The 20,184-nt window shown below is 51.1% G+C and carries 12 protein-coding genes; all 12 read right to left on the bottom strand.

The genetic code is table 11. From position 1 onward, the window contains the following. A partial coding sequence (locus BRW63_RS09700; protein WP_143162033.1) for a choice-of-anchor R domain-containing protein occupies nt 1-3,258 on the bottom strand: 3,258 nt, incomplete at its 3' end. A gap of 324 nt (nt 3,259-3,582) precedes the next feature. Then, nucleotides 3,583-4,491, bottom strand: coding sequence for a hypothetical protein (locus BRW63_RS09695; protein WP_073070687.1), 909 nt, complete (start codon nt 4,489-4,491; stop codon nt 3,583-3,585). A 68-nt stretch (nt 4,492-4,559) separates the two neighbouring features. Further along, nucleotides 4,560-9,479: a hypothetical protein gene (locus BRW63_RS09690; RefSeq protein WP_106253948.1), complete on the bottom strand. Its 4,920-nt coding sequence runs from the start codon at nt 9,477-9,479 to the stop codon at nt 4,560-4,562. 51 nt (nt 9,480-9,530) lie between these two features. Then, nucleotides 9,531-11,165, bottom strand: a complete 1,635-nt coding sequence (locus BRW63_RS09685; RefSeq protein ID WP_073070685.1) for a baseplate J/gp47 family protein — start codon at nt 11,163-11,165, stop codon at nt 9,531-9,533. Then, entirely contained in the window at nt 11,162-11,656 is a 495-nt protein-coding gene (locus BRW63_RS09680; protein ID WP_073070684.1) for a GPW/gp25 family protein, read from the bottom strand. Before BRW63_RS09680 ends, BRW63_RS09685 begins: the two co-directional genes overlap by 4 nt. A gap of 170 nt (nt 11,657-11,826) precedes the next feature. Then, the gene (locus BRW63_RS09675) at nt 11,827-12,153 is read right to left on the bottom strand and encodes a hypothetical protein (RefSeq protein ID WP_073070683.1); all 327 of its coding nucleotides are present in this window, start codon (nt 12,151-12,153) and stop codon (nt 11,827-11,829) included. Between the two features lie 67 nt (nt 12,154-12,220). After that, entirely contained in the window at nt 12,221-13,024 is an 804-nt protein-coding gene (locus BRW63_RS09670; RefSeq protein ID WP_073070682.1) for a phage baseplate assembly protein V, read from the bottom strand. A gap of 25 nt (nt 13,025-13,049) precedes the next feature. Further along, the gene (locus BRW63_RS09665; RefSeq protein WP_219898387.1) at nt 13,050-14,147 is read right to left on the bottom strand and encodes a hypothetical protein; all 1,098 of its coding nucleotides are present in this window, start codon (nt 14,145-14,147) and stop codon (nt 13,050-13,052) included. 34 nt (nt 14,148-14,181) lie between these two features. Beyond that, a complete protein-coding gene (locus BRW63_RS09660) occupies nt 14,182-15,771 on the bottom strand; it encodes a phospholipase D-like domain-containing protein (protein ID WP_073070681.1) in 1,590 nt (529 codons plus the stop codon). Then, nucleotides 15,761-18,892, bottom strand: coding sequence for a peptidoglycan-binding protein (locus tag BRW63_RS09655; protein WP_073070680.1), 3,132 nt, complete (start codon nt 18,890-18,892; stop codon nt 15,761-15,763). Before BRW63_RS09655 ends, BRW63_RS09660 begins: the two co-directional genes overlap by 11 nt. A gap of 4 nt (nt 18,893-18,896) precedes the next feature. Next, nucleotides 18,897-19,607 carry a hypothetical protein gene (locus BRW63_RS09650; protein ID WP_073070679.1) on the bottom strand — a complete coding sequence of 237 codons (711 nt, stop codon included), beginning with the start codon at nt 19,605-19,607 and terminating at the stop codon, nt 18,897-18,899. 21 nt (nt 19,608-19,628) lie between these two features. Further along, nucleotides 19,629-20,174 (bottom strand): hypothetical protein, encoded by a 546-nt coding sequence (locus tag BRW63_RS09645; protein WP_073070678.1) that lies wholly within the window; start codon nt 20,172-20,174, stop codon nt 19,629-19,631. Between the last annotated feature and the right edge of the window lie 10 nt (nt 20,175-20,184).

Raw genomic sequence — 20,184 nt, 5'->3', positions numbered from 1 at the left:
CAGGCGATCGACCGACTTCACAGGTGGCTCCAAAACGGTCGGCGGCGGCGGCAAATCATACACGACTCGCAAACTGGAAACCGTCAACTCTCCGGGTGCTTCGCTCAAGAAAATCAGTGGCACTGAAAGTCCATCCATCCGCAAGAACGAAACCGACTGCACCCGCAAATCGCCCTGTCCTCTGGGTTGAATTAACCCAATCTCAACTTGAATAGCGGCGGCGGGAGCGGCACCTGTCCAGGCGTGTCCTGGAAAATCGGGCCCATCTAAAGGCAACACGATCGCTGCACCGAGAACTCCCTGTTGCCCTAACCAGCGAAGCTCCAGCCGCGCCCGGTTTTGCAAAGGCTGATTTTGCGGATCACGGGGCGTTGCCGTTGCCTGAGTCCGAGCTTTGACTTGCAGTTGATATTGTGCGCCTGCGACGACCTCAGCGACTTGCGTCAGAATGGTGTTTTCTCGATCGCCGCCACTCAACACGATCGCGCGATCGGGAAACTTCTGAACCTCTGCCAGCGGCACATCTTGCGGCAGCGTGGCCGCCCCACTCAAGCGCTGCCAGTGCAGGAGTTTGTCCCCCGATCGCAGTGCAAACGTGGGATTGCCCAGCGTCTCGATCGTCGGAATGAGTGCCACTGCTTCTAGCCAAAGTCCTCCGGGGGTAGGCTGAACAAACCGCACTTCAACCTCTGTTGCCTGCGGGGGTGCAGTCACTCTAACCTCGAACAATTCAGAAAAATTCGTGGCTTGAGCCGTCACCCGTGCCAAAGTCTGAGGCGGTGACGTGGCTTCGGTCGGCAAAACTGGCTCCAGTTCTCCGGTATCGGTGCGAAGGATCGTTCCGGTTGCATCTCGCCAAATCACTTGCCACGCAGCCGGAGAAATAATCGCCTGCCGACTGGTGAAAATCCAGTAGATGAATTGAAACAAATAGGAACATCCCGCACGGCAAGCCACTCGCTGAGACAGACTGAATTCATCTGGAATCACCGCCCTGGGGTTGATCGGAATCGGTGGGAGGCAGGTTAACTCTACCTGTTCTGTTCGGAGTAAATCTGGATCGATGAGCAACGTCGCAATGCGATCAACCCCAGGAACTCGCAAGCGCAGAATCCGTCCGGGTGTGCCTTGCCAACCGATCGGCACTTGCGTACTGCACCAGAGATATAGCCGCAGCAAGGTGCCTTCTGGAGCAGCCAGTCCCCATTGTTTGGGGGCGTTGGCAGAATTGTTTGGGGAAAGGAACGCGACAGAAGGGCTGCCGATCGCCAGATTAATCGCCTCGACAATTTCTGCTGCCGTAGTGCGACCAGAAACTTTCCCCGCACAATCAATCCGAATCGGACGATGAATGCTTTCCCAATCAGATTGTGGAATGGAACTGGCAATCGCGTTTGAACCCTCGATCGAACGATGTCTGCCCACTTCTAAGACAATAAACCGTTCAACTTGCAAATCAATGTCTTGCTGGAGAGCGTTTCCTTCAAAACTGCCTCCCTCGTAGTAACCGCGCCGACTTGCCTGCCGTTGATCCTGATCCAATAGTTTAAACAGTTTCAGCGTCGCGTCATCGACCAGCGGATTGCGAAAATCGCCATTCACCAACAGATTTTCTGTGCCACAAACCGTGACGTTGATGGCTTTTTGCAAATATTCGACGAGTTTCTGACTGAAGTCAAACTGAAATTCTACCCGGCCCAACGGATCGAATTCATTCAGCCGCAGTTTCATCGCCGCTTTGCCGCGTCCTATTTGCAGATGCAGCGGCACTGTGAAGCGATCGGGCTGGTTCCGCAATCGAAATAGAGCCGTTAAAGGAGCCGGGGTGCCGACTTCTTTAGCAGCTTGCGTTGAGAAACTCGCCGTCGGTAACGGAGTGACATTGAGCTTGTTGGCGATCGCCGCCAGATCAGGAGTTGCCTGCCGCCAAGATAAGCCCTCACTGCTACGGCATTGCAATCCTACTAGCATCTGAGCATCGGTTTGCGCCTGCCAGTAAGCCTGCCCGATTTGACTTTGCAGCACCAGCCAGTAACGAGTGCCCTTCAAGACGCGGAACGGAGTCGGTAACGTGGCGCTGCCCCAACTCGATTCATCAGGCGGTAAGGGTTTTCCCACCGTGACTTCGGCACTGGCTAAAACTTCGCCAGAGGGTTTGCCATCGGCATCGGCCTGAATGCTCAGGTTCAGTCCTGTTAAATCGGGTTGCGTTTTGTCGAACAGGAGATCAATTCCGGTGACGGCAATTTCTTCTGTGTTCGATTGCATCGGTTGGGCAAGAGAGCGCTGGGGCGAAACCAGGACGGGCAGCAGTTTGGCAACTTCGCCGACTTCACCCAAAGCCACACGACTGGGCTTAAACTCGCCGCGCACCTGAGCCGTTGTTTGTCCGGGTACTGGAATTGCGCCTTCGGGTAAGGCAACTTGGGTGAGGAGCGTGTTCCCGATCGGGAGTGTACTAAAGTTATATCCTAGCGTTGCTTCTGATAACTGTGCTGGCAATCCAGATTGCGTAACGAAATATTCAATTTGCAATCGCACATGCAATCGCGCCAGTGTGTCTGAATGAATAATCACTGGAATTGCATAAAAGCCATTTTCTGGTGTTGCAGTTGCGAGAAACGCATTCAGAATCGGCGTAAAATCGGGAGCAGTAGCAGCGAGGCTCAATTCCCCGATGCGCGTCCAAAAAGCGGGCATTTGTCCCAACCGCACACTCACATTTGTGGGCACCGTCCGAATAGTTACGGCGGTGAGATCTGTTGCAGTATTGGCAAAATCGCGCAACTTAAATTTATTCAGCGTCAGTCCTGGCAAGGGAACCGGGTCATTATTCTGCTGGGTGAACTTGAGGAAATCATCTGTCCCATCACTGGGTGTTTTGATACTTCCCCGCCCATTTAGATCTACATAGGTGCCACCGAGATCGATTTGGAGCTTGACGTTCGTGAGATCATTCCCTTGCAGCCGCACCACCGTTCGACGAGCATGAAAATCCACCTCAATGAAGCGATTGACCGCATCCGGCAAACTCATTTCACGGACTTTGGTGGTGCCAAAATCCCCCTGACTTGAGTTTCCCAACGCGCTGCCAAACTGAATGATTTCCTCAAACAGTGTGCCACCCGTTGGTGTAGCAGGGGTCAGCGTCACCACTGCCCGTGTCACCTGGGCATTGGCAGGCAAACTCCGCAACCAGAGGGTGCGATCGCCCTCGAAGCGATCGTCGCTTCCCCAATACTGCTCATCTAATCTCATTGTTCTCGCGTCCCAAGTTAGATAGAAGGGGCATTGCTGAATAGAGGATTGAGGTAGGGGCAATCCCCCTGTGGTTGCCCTTTATATATCAGGCTAACGTGTATACCTAAGTCCTCTCGCTGCGTTGTGATCGGCTTCTGCCCCCTAAATCCCCCAAAATTGGGGGACTTTGAGACTGAAAGTTTTGGGTTAAAGTCCCCCAGAATGGGGGATTTAGGGGGCAAACCCCCAGCAATCCGAACTCAAAGCAATTTGTGTATACAGTAGTAGATAGGTTCAGGAGTAGTCACGGGGGCGCTACCCCTACAGCCATTTCATCCCTTTTTAGGTTCGCAGCAATACCATTAAGTCGATCGGCTTGACTGCTTTCACATCCACCACGTTTTGACTCAGGTGGAAGACATCAACGCGATTAGTAACGCGAACGCCATTAGCATCGACAGCGCTACTGCTAAAGTCAATGCTGGTGGGAATCATTTGTGGACGAATTGCCACACGCAGATCTTCCCAGACTCCGCCAGCTTTCAGCTCTTGGACGGTGCGTCCTCTGCCCAACAACTCTGTTTGGATGTAGCGGGAATGTCCGTAAGCATCGCGACGGAAGTTGTCTTGATCGAGTCCCGGATCGAACATTTTGCCCCACAGATCGTTCAGCACATCGTCAAACATTTGCGTCGAAGTCGGGGTTAAGCCAAATTGCTCTAGAATCAGTTCGATCGTGTCTCCCCAGAAGGTGGCATCGGCACTGCGGGTCATGAACTTTTCGGCGATCGGGTCACGCCGTCCTGCGTAATAGACCACAAAGCGGGCATCTTTGCTGGTGTCATCCGAGAGCAGTCTTTTGGCATCTTCATCGGTGGTGATCAACTGCATCAATTCAAACAGGCTGACCACAGGATAGCGCCGCAGATTGTGTTCGACTAAGGCGGGATCAGGGTCGGTCGTTGGACGATTTAGCTGTTTGAAGTAGCGACGATATTCGCCCCAGCCTCCTTTGAGTTCTGAGCGTTGCACATAGCGCTCGTCATTCAGCTTCGTCCATTCTTCTGGGGTTTTGCCGCCAAATTTATTGGCATCGATCGGTTTAGCTTTGTAATCGTCCAGAGCTTTTTTGACGTTACCGACTTCAACATTGACGTATTTTTTGATTTCGATCTGAACGTTGTTGAGCCTTTCAGCAACAATCAGTTCTCCAGCTTTGAAAAAATCAAACGGGTCAAAATTAAATGGCATAGCTTTCTCCTTACAGAATGTTAGTTTGTGGATTGAACAGAAGCGATGTAGACGAACGCTGTTCGCCGTTATTGACACGTCTCGCGGGTGACATCAACCTCAACGCCTGCGGCTTTCGCCTGCAAAACGCCGATCGGTTGAGGGTGTAGAATCTCTTGGGTTAGCACCGAGAGCGGGTTGCCCAGCGCCACCCGTCGCGCATTCTCAAACCGACTGGCGGTGTAGGCGATCGTCACTTCATACATCGCCGCACCTGCTGGACGAGCGGAAACTTTGAGGTCATTGCCCCAGGTTCCCGGTTCGCGGGCTTGCACTTTGATAAATCGGTTCACGCCCTGGTCTGCCAACGCCTTTTCAATGAGGTAAATTTGGGCGGGCTTGCTGGCAGTGCCTAACGTCAGGCGCTGGGGCTTACGGAAGGGCAGCGTGATAGGTTTCCAGCCCAGAGGAATGCGATCGACTTCTTCTGCTTTGACGAGATTGGAGCGTTCGAGTAAATTGACTAGAGAATGAGCCTGGTCGAAAGTTGGATCGCCAGTGTTCTCTAAGACCGCTTCTGGATACAGGTCGGGTTTGCCTTTTTCCTGACTGAATCGGGCTTGATTAAATCTTGCCCCGAAAGGCGTGGGCAAATCGGCAGGCAAGTTGACTTGGAAGCTGCCAGGTTGGTAGGTTTGCCACGCGAAGGTGATTTCGACAGGCGGATCGACGATCGTGGCAGCAGCGAAGACTGCGGCGAGTTGTGGGGGTTCCTCCTCGTTCTCGAAGCGACTGACATCAAAAATACCTCGCTCATAGCAAACGCCGCCTGCAAAGTGTCCTTCATCAAAGTAAGCTTGATCGAAGCGGCTACTGTAACAGTCGAGGTAAATCCAGTTCGATTTACCCTGTGGCAAGGTCAACACCTGACCTTTGTTTAAGGCAGTGGCGACGACTAAACGAGAACGAACGCAAATCTGGTAAACCAAAGAATCGTTTGTTGTTGCGCCTCCGATCGTCACTCGTGAATAGGGTTCGGCTTTGCCATGAGTCGGCTGCACCGTGACATCAAACAGCGAGTCAATCTGCTGCACGAGGAGAATGCGATCGGCGTACAAAATTCCACTCAGTGTCACCACGCGATCCTGATAGGCGGAGAGCGTGATGCCTGCACTGGGTTTGAGTTGAGCGATCGGATCTTCGGTGGCATCGACTAACTGAACGGTGTTAGTTTGCATTCGCACTCGTCCCACCAGGGTGACTTCACTCCCATTCGCAATCACGTTAGCAGGGGTGACAATGGTCGGCGCACTCTCCACAACTTTTACTGTAATTTCGCCGTAATCTTGATCGGCTTGTCGGGCCCGCAAGTGAACAATCTCAGCCGCCTGTGGGTTATTCAAATCGAGGGTGAGTTGATGCTCGGTGTCCTGGTTTAGCGGGGCGGCTCCGGCAAAAGGCACCCACACTTGACCGCCCAGAGGGCCGACCAAAATCCGATCGCTCGGCACCTTACGAGTCACCCCATTGGCAGCAGTCACCATCGCTTGCAAGCCGAGTTTGGCATCGGTTTGGAGGGTGACAGATTCCCCGCGATCGAGCAGGGTAAAGACGCGCACCCGCCAACCCAGTGCAGTATTGACGAGCATTGGCCCCTCTACACCAAAGGGCGCATGAATCGTAATCTCACTCGAACTCTCCACCACACCCGGATTGTTGATCGCCCAGTGGTCGCCATGTCGCACCGATCGCGGCAAAATGTGCATCGGCTTGGGCGCATATTCGATCAGATCTAAATAGCGCAGGGGCAATAGAGAAAGCTGACTTTCGCTGCCTTGGTTGGGGGCAATAAGTTGTAAGCGATCGTCCGAGTTCAAGGTGGCTAGACCGGGAAACACCGCATTGATCGCTGCAATGATCTCATCCGAGAATGTTGAACCGGGATCGAATCCACCTACATCAATGTCAACAGATCGATCGCCATTCACTGCCAATCGCAACAAACTGCGGCGGCTAAGATTGGCAGGTCGAGAGAGATCGATTGTGCCTGTGATCGTTGCAGGAGTGGGATTGGTGCCTGTTACCTCCGTCGGAACTTCGCCTAACAAGCGCTTGCGGGCATCGCCAGACGTGTAGGGTTCGAGAACAAGTTCTTGATTGGGTTGGGGCGATCGTAAGACTAAATGTGGGCCTTCTGGAGAAGCAGTTGCCAGTCCGGGAACTGCCGTGTTAATGGCATTAATGATTTCATTTAATGTCACGGCATTGAGCCGTTCGATCGGCACTCCAGCAGCACAATCAATCTCTTTCACCGCAGCATTGCCAATTTTGATCCGCAGAAATCGTGCAATGCGTAAATCAACGGTATCCAAGCGGATGGTTCCTGTAATCTGTGCTGCGATCGCATTACTGCCTTCATAGAGTCGGGGCGGTGTAATCCCCAATAGCGCGGCTGTCACATTTGCTCCAGTAGTCGGCACTGCAAACTGAATTTTGCCATTCGTGCCCGTTGATGGCGAGGTCAGGCTGATGTGCTGTCCATCGGTTTTGGCAATCACCTGATTCAGCGTCGTATTAATCTTGAGCAATAGTTGATCAAGACGTTGGAAATTTGGTTCTGCATCTGTGAAGGAAATCTCGATCGGGTCTGCTCCATCAATACCCAGTTTAATTGCAGCATGGGGCGGTAAGGTGATGCCTTGATGCAGATCGACTAAGCCAACAAAGCTGACTTTTGTGGCATCTTGTCCTTTGAAGGTGCCGGGTTGTAAACCTAGCGGCGCGATCGCATCGCCAGCCTGCGGCTCAGTCACGGCAATCCGGCTTTCCTGACTGGCTGTGGGCGATGAAAGGATTAAATGCTGTCCATCATGACTGGCAATTGATCTGCCCAGACGAGTGTTAATCGCCTTCACCACTTCATCAATCGCTGTAACTCGCGGACGTTGACCCGCGCAGTTAATATCGATTGGTGGATGATTATCAATTCTAATCCGTAAGTATGGCTGCGTCTGTAGATCTACGCTGCGGCTTAAGTCTACTGCACCGATTATCTGAGCATTCGTTCCAGAATCTCCTTGAGCTTCCTGCTCCAGAAACCCAAAGATTTTTAGAGCCGCTTCATCCGTGATTTTTGCACGAGTCATAAATCGTTGCGTTTGCTGAATTTCTAGCGGCAGAACTTCTAATCGACTGGCATCTCCAAATGTGGACGATCGCAGAATCAAGCGCTGTTGATCTGCGATCGCCAGATTCGGGAAGGCGTGATTAATGGCATTGGCAATTTCGTGTACATGGCGACGTTGAGCAGTTGAAACATTCTCGCCGGGCGATCGTAAATTAATCCGCAAGGGAATCTCTACCGGGGAACCGCCATCCACCGCAATCTGAATCGCTGTTAACTGCAAAAACTTGTCCGGCTGAGGATTTAATTCTTGAGTCAGGTTTGGAACACTGACGATCGCTGCGGCTGTGGCATCTCTGCCCTCAAAAACACGCGGACGCGCCCCCAAAATTGTCTCTAGTGCATCATGGGTTGGGGCAGTGTCTAGAATGAGCCGCGCACTGCTGCCCGTGTCTCGTGAGGCAAGGGTGATGAATTGTCCGTCTTGAGTGGCGATCTCTGCTTGGGCTGCCTGATTGATCGCCGTCACGATTTCGGTAATCTGAGTGTTACGCGGATCGTTGCCCGCACAATTGACCGTGATCGTCGCGTTACTATCAACTTGGAAGCGCAGGGTGGCACGATCGCGTAGATCAATTCCCTGGCTCAAGTCCCGTTGACTTTTAAACTTTGCAGGTTGAGGATCTTGTCCGATATAAAAACTCTGCACCTCCCCAAATAAGAAAGCCGTTGCATCTTGAGCCGCAGGAGTCTGAAACGCAATGCTGCTGTTAAATCCTGTGATCGGGGAGGTGAATTTGAGATAATGCCCTGCTTGCAGCGTCGCAAAATTGGCGATTTGTAGCGCTTGATTGATCGCATCACAAACTTGCTGCGGCGTAGTTTGAGCGGGATTTGCACCTGCACAATCAATTTCAGCTACACGAGTGCGATCGACGACTAAACGCAAATAGCGATGTTGTCGTAGATCCAATGAATCACTCAGCGCAACAGTGCCGATCACTTGAGCCGATTGAGACTCACTGCCACGATAGACCCAAGGTACTAATCCGAATACTCGTTCAGCGGCATCACTCAAACCATCGTGAATCTCAATGCGACTAGAAGCGCCAGAAGTTAAGGAAGTGATAGCTAACAACCCATTTTCTGCACGTGCGATCGCTTGTCCGATTAAGGGTTGATTCAACGTTGCCACGATTGTGTTCAGCGAGACATTTGCCGCATTCGCTCCCGTTGTTAAATCAATCTCGATCGGATTCTCGTCACCAATTTTTAACCGCAGCAAATTTGCGCCGCGCAAATCTACCCCGTTGCTGAGATCCATAGACCCTTTCACCTGTGCTGGATGCGCCGATCGTCCTGCAACTTGCCCTGCCTTCATCCCAAACACAGCAAATGCTGCATCCTCCAAACGCGGCACGATCGTGGTTAACGTCTCCGATCTCCGCTGCCACCAGCAATCCAGGTCTTGATAATCATCCGCAATCTGCAATGCTAGCGCTTCTGCCGTGACGCGCAAAATTCCCTGCACCGTCACCGTGCCTTCTAAAAACGTGCGAATATACCGCTTCAGATGCTCCCGAAACTCCTCCACCGTCTCCAGTACGTCACCCGCGTCCGCACTCGGTGCCAGTCCTGTCAAATCTGCTTCTCGACGGGGAGCCAGCCCATATAGCGCCGCAATTTTTGCCAAGTCTGTAATGTTGGCGGCATTGCGATCGGCATAATCCACCCAATGCGCTGCCATGACCGCTGCTAAACTATTTTCCGCTAACAGCAAATCCCTGCCAAATGCATCAATGAGGGCATAGAGCACATCCGGTCGAGGGGTAACCCGGAAGGTGCTAGGGAGGTAGCTGAGAATCCGATCGGTTTTAGTCGCCATATTTGTCATTTGGGATTGAGCCAGCGGAGTCAAGTCGCGGTTTGCAAATTGCTAAGTTGAGGTTTCAACTAACACAATGTCAGCAGGTTCTAGATCGAGAACAATCCACCATTTTTCGTTGCCCACCGTCGCAGAAATTTTGAAGCGTCCGATTTCGACTTCGCCATCTTTGGCAGGTTGTCCGGTTAGGCTAACAATCAGACTGCGATCAGCGATGCGGCGACCCGTAGGCACAATCGAAGTCGTGGTTTCGTTTAAGACGCGATTGAGGGCAGCACGTTGAGCTTCTGGATCGTTTGGCGGCACACTCTGAAAGGCGATCAGCAGCGCATCGGTGAGGTCAGCGGTTCCGGGTCGTCCGATGTCGGTGCGCCAGGTGGCGACTTCAATGATTCTGGCTTTTGGCTTGCCCTTAGAGTCTTTGACAACCTCCTTGATGGTGGCGATCGCGTCTAGAATTTTTGCACCCTCGGCATCATCGCCGCTGCTCAACGTGTCCACATAGGTTTGAATGGCGGCGATCGTGTCGTCAATCACTTTGGGCTTGGCAACCGCCGGAAGTCCCCGAATGACTTCGGCAACAAGGCGCGGTTTGAAGTAAATATACCGAGCAACCAGCGTGGTCTGAATTCCTGCTGCGCGGGTTTGCTCTACCGCCGTTTGCAGACTCGGAAATCGCTCTGGCTCGGCTTCAATCAACAGTTTCACCGTCCCTAGCGCAGATTGTTTGGCAGGCGGACTATTGGGTTCCCAGACTTCCGACAACACTGCTCGTTCATCAAGAATCGCCTGCTGCAAAGCTGCCAGAGTGCCTTTGCCTGCACCTCTGAGGGCTGCTTTCGCACGGGCGCGCAACTGCTCATCTGTCTCATCTTCACTCGCTAAGATAGTGGCATCAAAGTTGATGACGCGCGAAATTCCGGCGATCGGCTGTGCCAACGTGGTAATCGCGTTTGCTTTGACTAAGCCTGCTTTGCCACTAGAATTCTCTCCCGCGCTCACCGGGACATCAATCCGCACCTGTCCCTTTTGCAGCGTCCGAATTGCTGTGGTGACGAAGGTGGCTTCATTTTTGCTGGTGCTTAACACCGTACCTTCGTTGATCGTGATGTTGCCATCTGCTTGAGGATCGCGGAAAAACGTCACCAGTCCGATCGCATTCCCTTTCTGTTTGCGTTGAATGTGGAGAATCGCCACCACTAAATCTAAAGACTTTCCGGTTGCAGTATCGACAAAGCCTGCTAAATAGGCTTGATTAATTTGTTGATAGACGGTGGCAACCTCTCGTCCAACGGCTTCGCAAATGGTGCGGCTAACACTGCCGACATTGATATCGGTTATGGGAGAACGACTGTTTGGAATAAAATAATCAACATAGAAAATCGTGTCATCATCTGGATGCTTGCCGTTCTTCTGCCACACGATCGCACTCGCACCGTCACCAATCACTACCTCGAAATCGAGCGATCGCTGAAATGTAAATCGCTGAGATTGATCCGTGCCTTCTGGCGTGACGGTTCCCGTGATACTTCGCACGTCTCGCGCCGCTTGCGATAATGGATAGAAATCAACCTTGTCATCAAAAATAATCGGTTCGTTGACCACCCCCCCAACCAAGGCAGTTAGAAGGTCATCCCGAATTTCTGGATATAAGCGATTAATTAAATTGACTGTTTCGGAGTTCACCCGCCCGCACCTCGTTCAAGAAAGAAAGGAAAGACGAAATTTAGATCCGTGTCACTGTCGATCGCCCTTAGCGATACATGAATATCGATTTGGGTGCGGTCAGCCTGGCTTTGCGTCACCTGCACCGATCGCACACTTTTCACTCGTGGCTCTGCTGCTAATGCCTGAAGCACGAACACTTTGGCGCGATTGCGATTGACTTCGCTATTGAGTTCACCAATCAGTTCATAGAGGCGAGATCCATAGTCTGGATGACCTAATGCAGTCAGTTCACCCAATGGCGTGAGAAACCGCAGCAGCAATGCCTGTTTGAGATTGTCTGCACCATTTAGAACCGCCAAATCGACGACTGCGGTTTCATCCGTCTGTTGAGCGAGGGGTAAATCGAGCTGAGTTGTAGAGAGATCATTGGCACGATCGCGGCTATTTTGCCGTTCCAAATTGCCTAACAAGCGTAGATCAATGCCCCACCGTTCTTCGATTTGAGTCATTGGCTGTTCCTCCGGCTGACTGATTTTAGAGTTTAGATTGAAATTTAATGGTTGTATTGGTGGAGTGAGTCTAAAATCCAAAAATTGTAGGTTGCTTGTGTTTCAATTCTGTTGAATCAGCAAGGCTTTTAGCAGTCCCCTACTGGGTGATCTTGAATCCTGAATTACAATTACGAATTATCCAAAATATAGGGGGCTGCGGGGGGGCCTAAAATCGTCATCATTCCTGGAGGTGTGGGAATCTGATCGCCCATGCGTACCAGACCGCGCCCACCGACTATCACACCTGTGCTGGCTAACGGGCCAATCACCAACGGGTAGGGAACTCCCCAAACAGAGTTAATCATCAGACACAGTGATCCGGTTGTCGCGAGGGGCAGCCCTGCCGCCGTAATCACTGGGGGAAACACCGTGACGATCGTTCCGGTATCTGGCGGCCCAGAGGCACCGGGGGTCACCATGACCGCACAACCAATTGAAACAGGGGAACCAGGCATAGAACCTTCCTTAGATTGTTGAGTTTTAAGTTTTGAGATCACCTAACAACGTTGAGTTAGCCGACAACTAAGGTGAAAATGAAGTAATTCCTCTCACACTGATGGTTGCTCCTTGCACGGTTGAAGCGAGTCCGCCATTCACAGTTGCTCCTAGATTTCCTTTTAGCGTTGCCTGGCTTCCCGCTTCAATGTCTGTATTCAACTGACTCTTGAGTTTGATATTCATTCCCTCCAGTGTTAAATCTCGTGTTGCCTTGAGTGTCATCGCGCCTGCGGCTTCGATCGTCACATCGCCATCCTGATTCATCGTAATTTTAGTGCGGCCCGACAGCACGGTTACAACACCTCCAGTGCTTCCAGGTTGGTTGAGTTTCATCTCGGTTTTACCCGCGATCGCTCTCACCATTCCATCGGTCACGTGCAGGGTAATTTTGGGCGGCATTTCCACCAAAATTTCTCGCGGCGAGTCGTTAGCGGAAATGTTACGAATGGCAGCTTTGAGCGTCTTCTCATCGGCTTCGGCCAGGGGCAACCGGAAAATTACCTCATTGGGATTGTTGAGCGGTGGACGCGCCTCGTTGTGATATAAACGCCCGATGACGATCGGTTGATTGACATCGCCTCTATCAAACGTCAGCAAAACCAGATCGCCGACATTGGGAATGCCAACTGTGCCAATGTGACCGGCCGCGATCGGCACTCGTTTCAGCAACAAGCCACTATTTTTTAGTTGCACATCGCAACCATAGTTATCATCATCACTGGTGCCACTGTGAGGATGAACATCCTTGACAATGCCCAGTTCTGAAACGCGCACAGAGCGCAGTTCTTGCCGAATAATTTCTTGAAGCGTACTGATGATGGTTGACATAGGGAGAAAGGAGAGTGACTGGGACTTAGGTCAGGCTACGAAACTGGATTGTGGTGGTGAATCCGCCTAGTTTGGTGATGCGATGAGTGACTCCTCGGACTTGATAGGTTTGATTGAGACTGTCGTCTGAGAGGTTAGCGAGGCGGATGGCATCGCCTAACTTGACTTTGGGGTCGCCGAGGATGAGCAAGCGTCCCTGAAGGGTGCGGCGTTGGATCGCGGTGAGGGCAGCTTTGGCGGCGGTGAGGGCGGCGGCTCTAGTGCGTAATGCGGAACGCTCTAATAACAGTTTCGGACTCCCAGATCCGGCTGAACCACGCGCATTAGTAAAATCATTTGTCAGCCATGCCCAAGATTCTGCGCCACCGCGTCCGGCAGGGCTTTCTCCCCAGGCTTCCACTTGTCCAGCGCGAGGTGGAGTTCGCTGAATATCTAATTCAATAATGTGTTTAGCATACTCGAACACATGAACAATATTACCCCCAACAAATTCTTCAAACACTAATTTGCCATCAGAATTAACGTAAAGATCAAAACCACACAATTCAGCCAGATCGTGCAGGTGATGATAGACACTTCGTTGACTATCAATCACATAGGCTGGAAATTGAATGCCGTCGTCAGCCGTCTCGACTTCTAAAGGAGTTTTGCCCGTTAGACCTCCGATCGCGCCACTCACCGCACTGTCGATCGCGCCGCCCACTGGCACAGGATTGGTGCTGGAACTGCCCCCGGCTTTGGCTTTGTCCACCAGATCACGAACAATCTGACCTGCGTTTTTGTTTTCGTAGGTCTGATCTACAAAGGTTCGCAATAAGGTGGCAGCAGCACTGTAAGCGATGACGCGCTTTGTGGTGATGTTGGGTTCTACTGTCACGACTGATCCGACTATCACCTGCGTCAGACCGCCGTTGTCTGCATAGCCTAACGAGATTTTGACTTCATCGTCGCGTTCTGGCTGCAAACCGTTGACATTTCCAAGCACGATCGTGGCACTGTCGGCAAATGCTTCCAAATCCAACTTGATAGTCAAGTCAGTGACGGTGCTGGCTTTTGGCTCATCGGTGGTGTCGATGAACTTACGAGCAACAATGATTTTATAGGCAGGTTTGAACAGAGTCATAGTGGTTCGACTACCAAAATTATTACTATCAACTTTAGGCGGGATCAATCACAGAGTCGTAAATCGCGAGTTCTAGAGGTAAACCTAGAATGGGAATCGGAAGGTGCTGATCACCTGGCTCTGTATGATCGTATGGATGGATTCGTGCGCCTGGAGGTGGGTGCAACCAGTGAACTGCACTGGCTACTCCATCGGTCAACTCGGCAGCCCCTTCTGGTGATTGTAGGTTCAGGTGTTCTTGCCATAGATTAATGCGAAACCAGTGAGCGAGTCGGCAAGTCAAAATTTTGTCATTCGAGGTGTCATAGATTCCAGCGGCGATCTCACTGTCATGCGACCAACTCCGACGATTTGTATTCACTGACCCAATCACCGCAAATTCGTCGTCCATGATCCAGAGCTTGGCATGGATATAAGTATGGGGAATCAATCCTTGCTCAAACTGTCGTGAGTCCGAACCCGGTGGTTGTAAAGTAAAGACACGAACCCGATCTTGACCAACTGCCTTGAGCTTGCCAATAAACTCACGCCGATGATGTTGAACGAGGGGAAGATCACTAATTCTCCAGTGAGTCAGGAGAATCGTGAGATGCTTGATTTGATTCTGTTTTAGAGCAAAGGTGAGATCTTCGAGAACTTCAGGATTGCCAACAAAATATTGGTCTTCGGTATAAATAAATCGTTTTGCATTGCGAATTGCCCGTCGAATAATTTCTCTTGCGGTCGTTTCTCCATTGGGTGCAAACCCATAGTCAAGTTTGCCAAACGTTCGCCCAATTTGCACGATCTGCGGACCTGCTGAGGGCGGCAAAGCATTCAAGACAATTAGAGGGCCTTTTCCTCCTAGATTTGGGGGGCGATTGTGCTTCTGTCCTTCAGGGTGATCATTCCAGCGTTGAATAAAGGTTTGCAAAATATCTGCGGCAGCAGGACCTCGAATTCGGCAGTGGACATCGTGAAGAGGAGCACCTTTAGTGACGCTGGAGTCCTCCACTTTTGATTTCACGCGATCGGTATTAAAGTCGATTCCACCACAAAAGACAACTAACCCTTGTTCGCCCATCACACAGAGAACCTTCTGGTGCTGAGAGCCAAAATGTAGGGGAATAATGTTTTCTAAAATCGGTAAGATATCTTCATTACCACGTGAGTCAATGATGGCAGCTCCTTTTTCTAACTTGTTAATGCGATTGGCTTCGGCATTGTTCTGTAGGCTGAACTGCTGATCCCAAAACATTGCGCGAATCATCACCTTCTCATCCGAAGCTTGTTGCAGTAATGAACCCAGTGTGACACCGGGTTCATCATTCTTAAGTAACTCAAGTTTGTCCTCGACCCACCAATTCAGCAGATAAATAAAGTGTCCAGAAGTCGTTGCAGTTCGGATTGCTGCGACCATTTCTCCAAAAGTTTCTGGTGCATCAATGAAATATTTAACTTGATTCCCTTCGGTCACTGAAGGCTGTCCTGCTCCAGTCTTAAACCAAGAGCCTGAATCGTCATGAAACGAATCACCAGGAATGCGAAGGGTATTGCTGGCACCGATCGCAACTTGTGCTGTTCGATTTAGTAATCGATCGGGTGGATCTTGCGAATTTGGCGGAGTCAGTAAATTAGCTGCCATATTGTTCCCTCAACTTTTGTTGGGTTGCTGAATCTAGATTGCCCGTAGGTTCGATTCCATGAAGGGTCTGAAAGCGTTGTAATGCACGTTTTGTTTGATCATCCAAATTGCTATTCACTTGAATTCCGGCAAACAAACCCAGATTATTCAGGCGCGCTTTGGCACCGGTAACTTTGTTGGGTGGATCGAGATCTTGAAGCTGGAGATCGATGCTCCAAATGTCGATCACTAATTCGCCTGTCTGGAGGTTGCGGCGATGGAACAACTTGGAGTCAAGCAGTAGTTTACCTGTTATTGCATTCGATGGAATCCGTTGCTGCAAAATGCCTTGAACATTGGTGGAACCTGTAAACTCTTTGTCGGCGGCTTGAAGTCGATAGCTCGCGTTTTTCACAGGCTGACCCCGATCGTCAATCAAGCGCAGGGTTAAAATGCGTCCTGGCGTAATCGTAATAATGACTCGATCGCCATCTTTTTCGATATCCTGAATGCCTAGTTGAAATCCGCTATCTCGTGGTGATGCACTGACATTGGCTCCTTCAGCCCAGAACTTCAGTCCGTCTGGGGGAATCGTGCCGTTGGGAATAACTTGTGGGGTTGGCAAAGGCGTTTGCCCCGTTGCCGGAACTTCGTCTGCCTCGGCAAAAACCCGCACTTTGTCATTCATAGCAGTGAGTACCAAATTTCCAGTGAAAGTGGCTGGATTTGCTGGACGCACCATCAGCAGTGCTCTCTCATGCACATTGTTCGGATCGCGGATTTCCAGAGATCGTCCGGGATCGATTTTGGCAGCAGTGGAGAGCGGAACGGGATCAACTCCTGGCGCAGAACGGCGATCGCCAATCTCCAGCGTCAATTCCACCGCAGTCATAGTTGCCGTTTTTGGCGGCCCTACCAGCAAATCAACAGACGATAACGTCAACGTTAATTGGACATCATCTATTGTTGTACTCGGCGTTGCACCTTCGGCAAATAGGGGAACTCCTGCCGTTAACTGTGCGCCATCAAAGACGTTATCGGTGCCATTAAAGGTAATTTCTGTGTTGCCTGTCGCTGCTATAAAGAATCGGATTGCATTATTCGATCGCTCAAGTGTCCCCGCTCCAATAAACTCAGCATCCGTTTTTAAGGTGACAAGCTGACGAGCCGGATTGGTATAACTCTTTTTCACGACGACGATCGCTGACGTTAAGGTAATCAGAGGATTAACAGCAAACTGGCTTGGCGTACCCGATCGGATAATCACATCAAAAACTGCATCGCCGCTATCCAGCCGTTTGCAGACGACACTGCCTCGCCCGGTTGCCGGAGGTTTGGTTTTGGCGTGGGCAATTTGTGGCGGATGGGGCAATTCCACTTCCATTGTGTACACTCCGATCGAACTCTGATCGGGGTAGGCAAAGGTGCCATCCAGAGCGGTTTTGCCTTTGATCGGTTTGCCGCGATCGGGGCCACATTTGCGCTCACCATCCATGAACTTGCCATCGGGAGCAATCAGCACATATTTGATCTCGCCTAACGAATTGCCGTTTTCGTCTGAGATCGAGCCGCTGACTGTAATGGAGCCAGGTTCTACGGGTTCTACACACCACTCATCCGGGGCGAGAGTCGTGCTGCAATTTTGCTTGAGGAAGTCGCAACGTCGGGCATTGGAATCAGGCGTATTAGAACCGACACACCAACCGCTACCTACAGGGGGAGTCCCAGAGAGATTGAAGGTTACTGGAATCGGTTCCGGGCGAGGGAGGCGATCGGCGCGGACAAACAGAATCTCGGTGCGGCGGTTTGGTCGCCATGCTAGTTCCGGCGCACAGGCATCGATCGGCGTATCGTCAAGCGGATGTTGCTCACCACAGCTAACCCATTTCAACGGTTCATCGCCACAATTTCGGAAAAACTGGGCATCGGCAACGGCTTGGGGATCGAGACTCAAATATGCCTCAATCAGCTTCTCCCAGGTAGCATCGTTGACGACTCCAGTAGGAGGCAAACCCTTGGAAGTCTGAAAGTCCTTCACACCTTGGGTTGTCAGTGCATCGTGAGTATCTTTGACATTCCCCGGATAGAAGCCCAATGTCTGAAGCATGTACTGATATTGCCGCACATTCCAGTTATCTTTGACGGTGGGCTGCTGTCCATCTTGGGATCGCCGTAGCAGATTCCACTCTGTCAATGCCCCTGGTTGATCGCGTCCAGAAGTGAGGTAAGCATAAACGCTGCGGGCACGACGATCGCCCAACGACAAGTTGTAATTATCACGACCACTTTCATCGGTGTTGCCAACAATCAGCATTTTTTCATCAGCATGATGGCTGGCATAGTCTGCTACTTGCCGCAACACATGACGCATACAAGGTTCAACAAACGCTTTATCAAACCAGAAATGGACCACGAATTTTTTAGCAACATTCGTGAGCCGCTGCGGATTACGGCGCAGGGTAATGGTCACTTGGGTAGTCTGCCCACTCTGAACTACAGCAGTTGCCGAACCAGGCGGTAATTCTGGATCTGAGGGCACGATCGCTCTAGCCGTATAACTGCCGGGCGGAAAATCGGCTTCTGTCCAGATGTTATTAGCTCGATTTGTGAGGGTACGATCGAGAGTAGTGTTGTCCTCGTCCTGCGTTCCCTGCACTGTCAGCGTCACTTTGCTAAAGTCAAAGGTCGGTTCTCCTTCAACAGTCACTTCCACAATCAGCGTTGCCGTCACCGGATCGAGGCGTGGCGGAATGGGGGGTGGCGGCTCTTGGCGCGGTGCAGGAGCCGGAATGTATTCGCGCAATGTAAAGGCATACTCAAAGCGCGCAGGCTTTCCTGCCAGTTCGCGCACGCCCATCTCCTCAATGACTACCTGGTTAACCTGGGTGGCAGTGGCGATATCGGCAATGAAGTCTACGGGTTGAGCATCCCGGAATTTGTCGCGCAGATCTTTCAGCCCAGTTTTGACTTCGGCCCCTGTTAAGACCCCAGAGAGTTTGACCCAAGTGTTGCGTCGTCCCAAGCCCTGAAAGAAATCGCCTTCTAGCGCTGGTATGCTGTGCTGGGCAAGCGTCTGGTCTGCCTCAGTCTCAACTTTTTGGACTTGTTGTAGCTCAATGTCACCGAGGAGAGGACGTACCATAACGCTAGGCTGCCTTCAGTTTGTTCACAATCTCATCAATTTTTGCCAGGATGCCCGTAATTTTTTCTTTTGCCTTACTCACATCTTGTACAGTGCTGATCACTTTCTTGACATCTTCTAAGGTACTTTTTTGATCCGTTACCAATCCTTCAACCGCATCTAAGAGATTCGTCGTTGTCGTAAACAATTTGTCGAGATTCACCACACTGGAAATTTTGTCTTCCAATTCCTTCAGCGTCTTTTTAACCACATCCAAAACTTTCTGTAAGCCTTCGACGATCGGCGTTTTGATACTGGCAGGAATCGCGCTTAGAGCGGTTTTTACGGCAGAGTCATCCAGAATCTTGGATAGATCAGTCAAGGCAGAATCTAGTTTATCTAAAGCATTGTCAGCCATTAGAGAGACCTCTTGGGGGGTAAGGGTTTGGAGTTGAGCTTGTAGGGTGCGAACTTGAGTAGCTAATTCGTCAACCGTGGTTGAGAGCGTATCTGGGAACTCTGGTTGTGAATCTGGTTGAGTGAGGATGGGGGCGGGTGCTGTTGGCTCAGGTCGATCGACCACCGTTGTCTCTATATCGGCTCCCGGTAGAGTAGACGGCTCCCGATCGGGTGACTGGGAGAGCTGTTCACTAAACTGTTTGAAGGAGAACTGGAGAAAGAGAGCAACCGTTACGATCGCGACAATGACAGCAACTAGCTCAAATCCAACGTCCAAAATCTAAGATCCAAAATTGGTTTATTGATCGGGGGGCGAAGTCACGGCGGCAAGTCCTTGACGTTGCAGCGCATCATTAATTTCAGTTAACTGAGTGATAAACGGTGAAAGAATATCTGCAAAACCGAGTCCTGCTAAGATGTCGTCAATCCCACTCAAAGCATCGTCTAAAATATCGGTGTTTAGTGCCGACAAATCTTCTGGTGGTACAGGTTCAATATACTCGCGCAACGTCAGCACATAGGCATAACGCTGCGGTTTACCTGCCAAATCCTGCACCTGCAAGTTATCAATAATCACCTGATCAATGTTAGCTTCGGTGCTGATGTCGGCAGTAAAAGAGAGCGACGCACCCGCCTGGAATTTCTGGTTGAGTTTGGCGATCGTATCTAACGCCTCAGACCCAGTGGCAACGCCCCACAACAGTAGATAAGTAGGTCGTCGTCCCAGGTTTTGCAGTAAACTGCCCGACATACCGGGGGGCTTATGTTCTGCTAGGGTGCGCTTTTCGTGAGTCGTGATTTCCTGCACTTGTGGCAGTTCAATGTCGTCTAGCATGGGTTGCATAGATCACTCC

The sequence above is a fragment of the Phormidesmis priestleyi ULC007 genome, from assembly GCF_001895925.1.
GTDB lineage: Bacteria > Cyanobacteriota > Cyanobacteriia > Leptolyngbyales > Leptolyngbyaceae > Phormidesmis_A > Phormidesmis_A priestleyi_A.
Note: the sequence above shows the minus strand (reverse complement) of the source record. Positions and strands in the feature narration are given on the sequence as shown.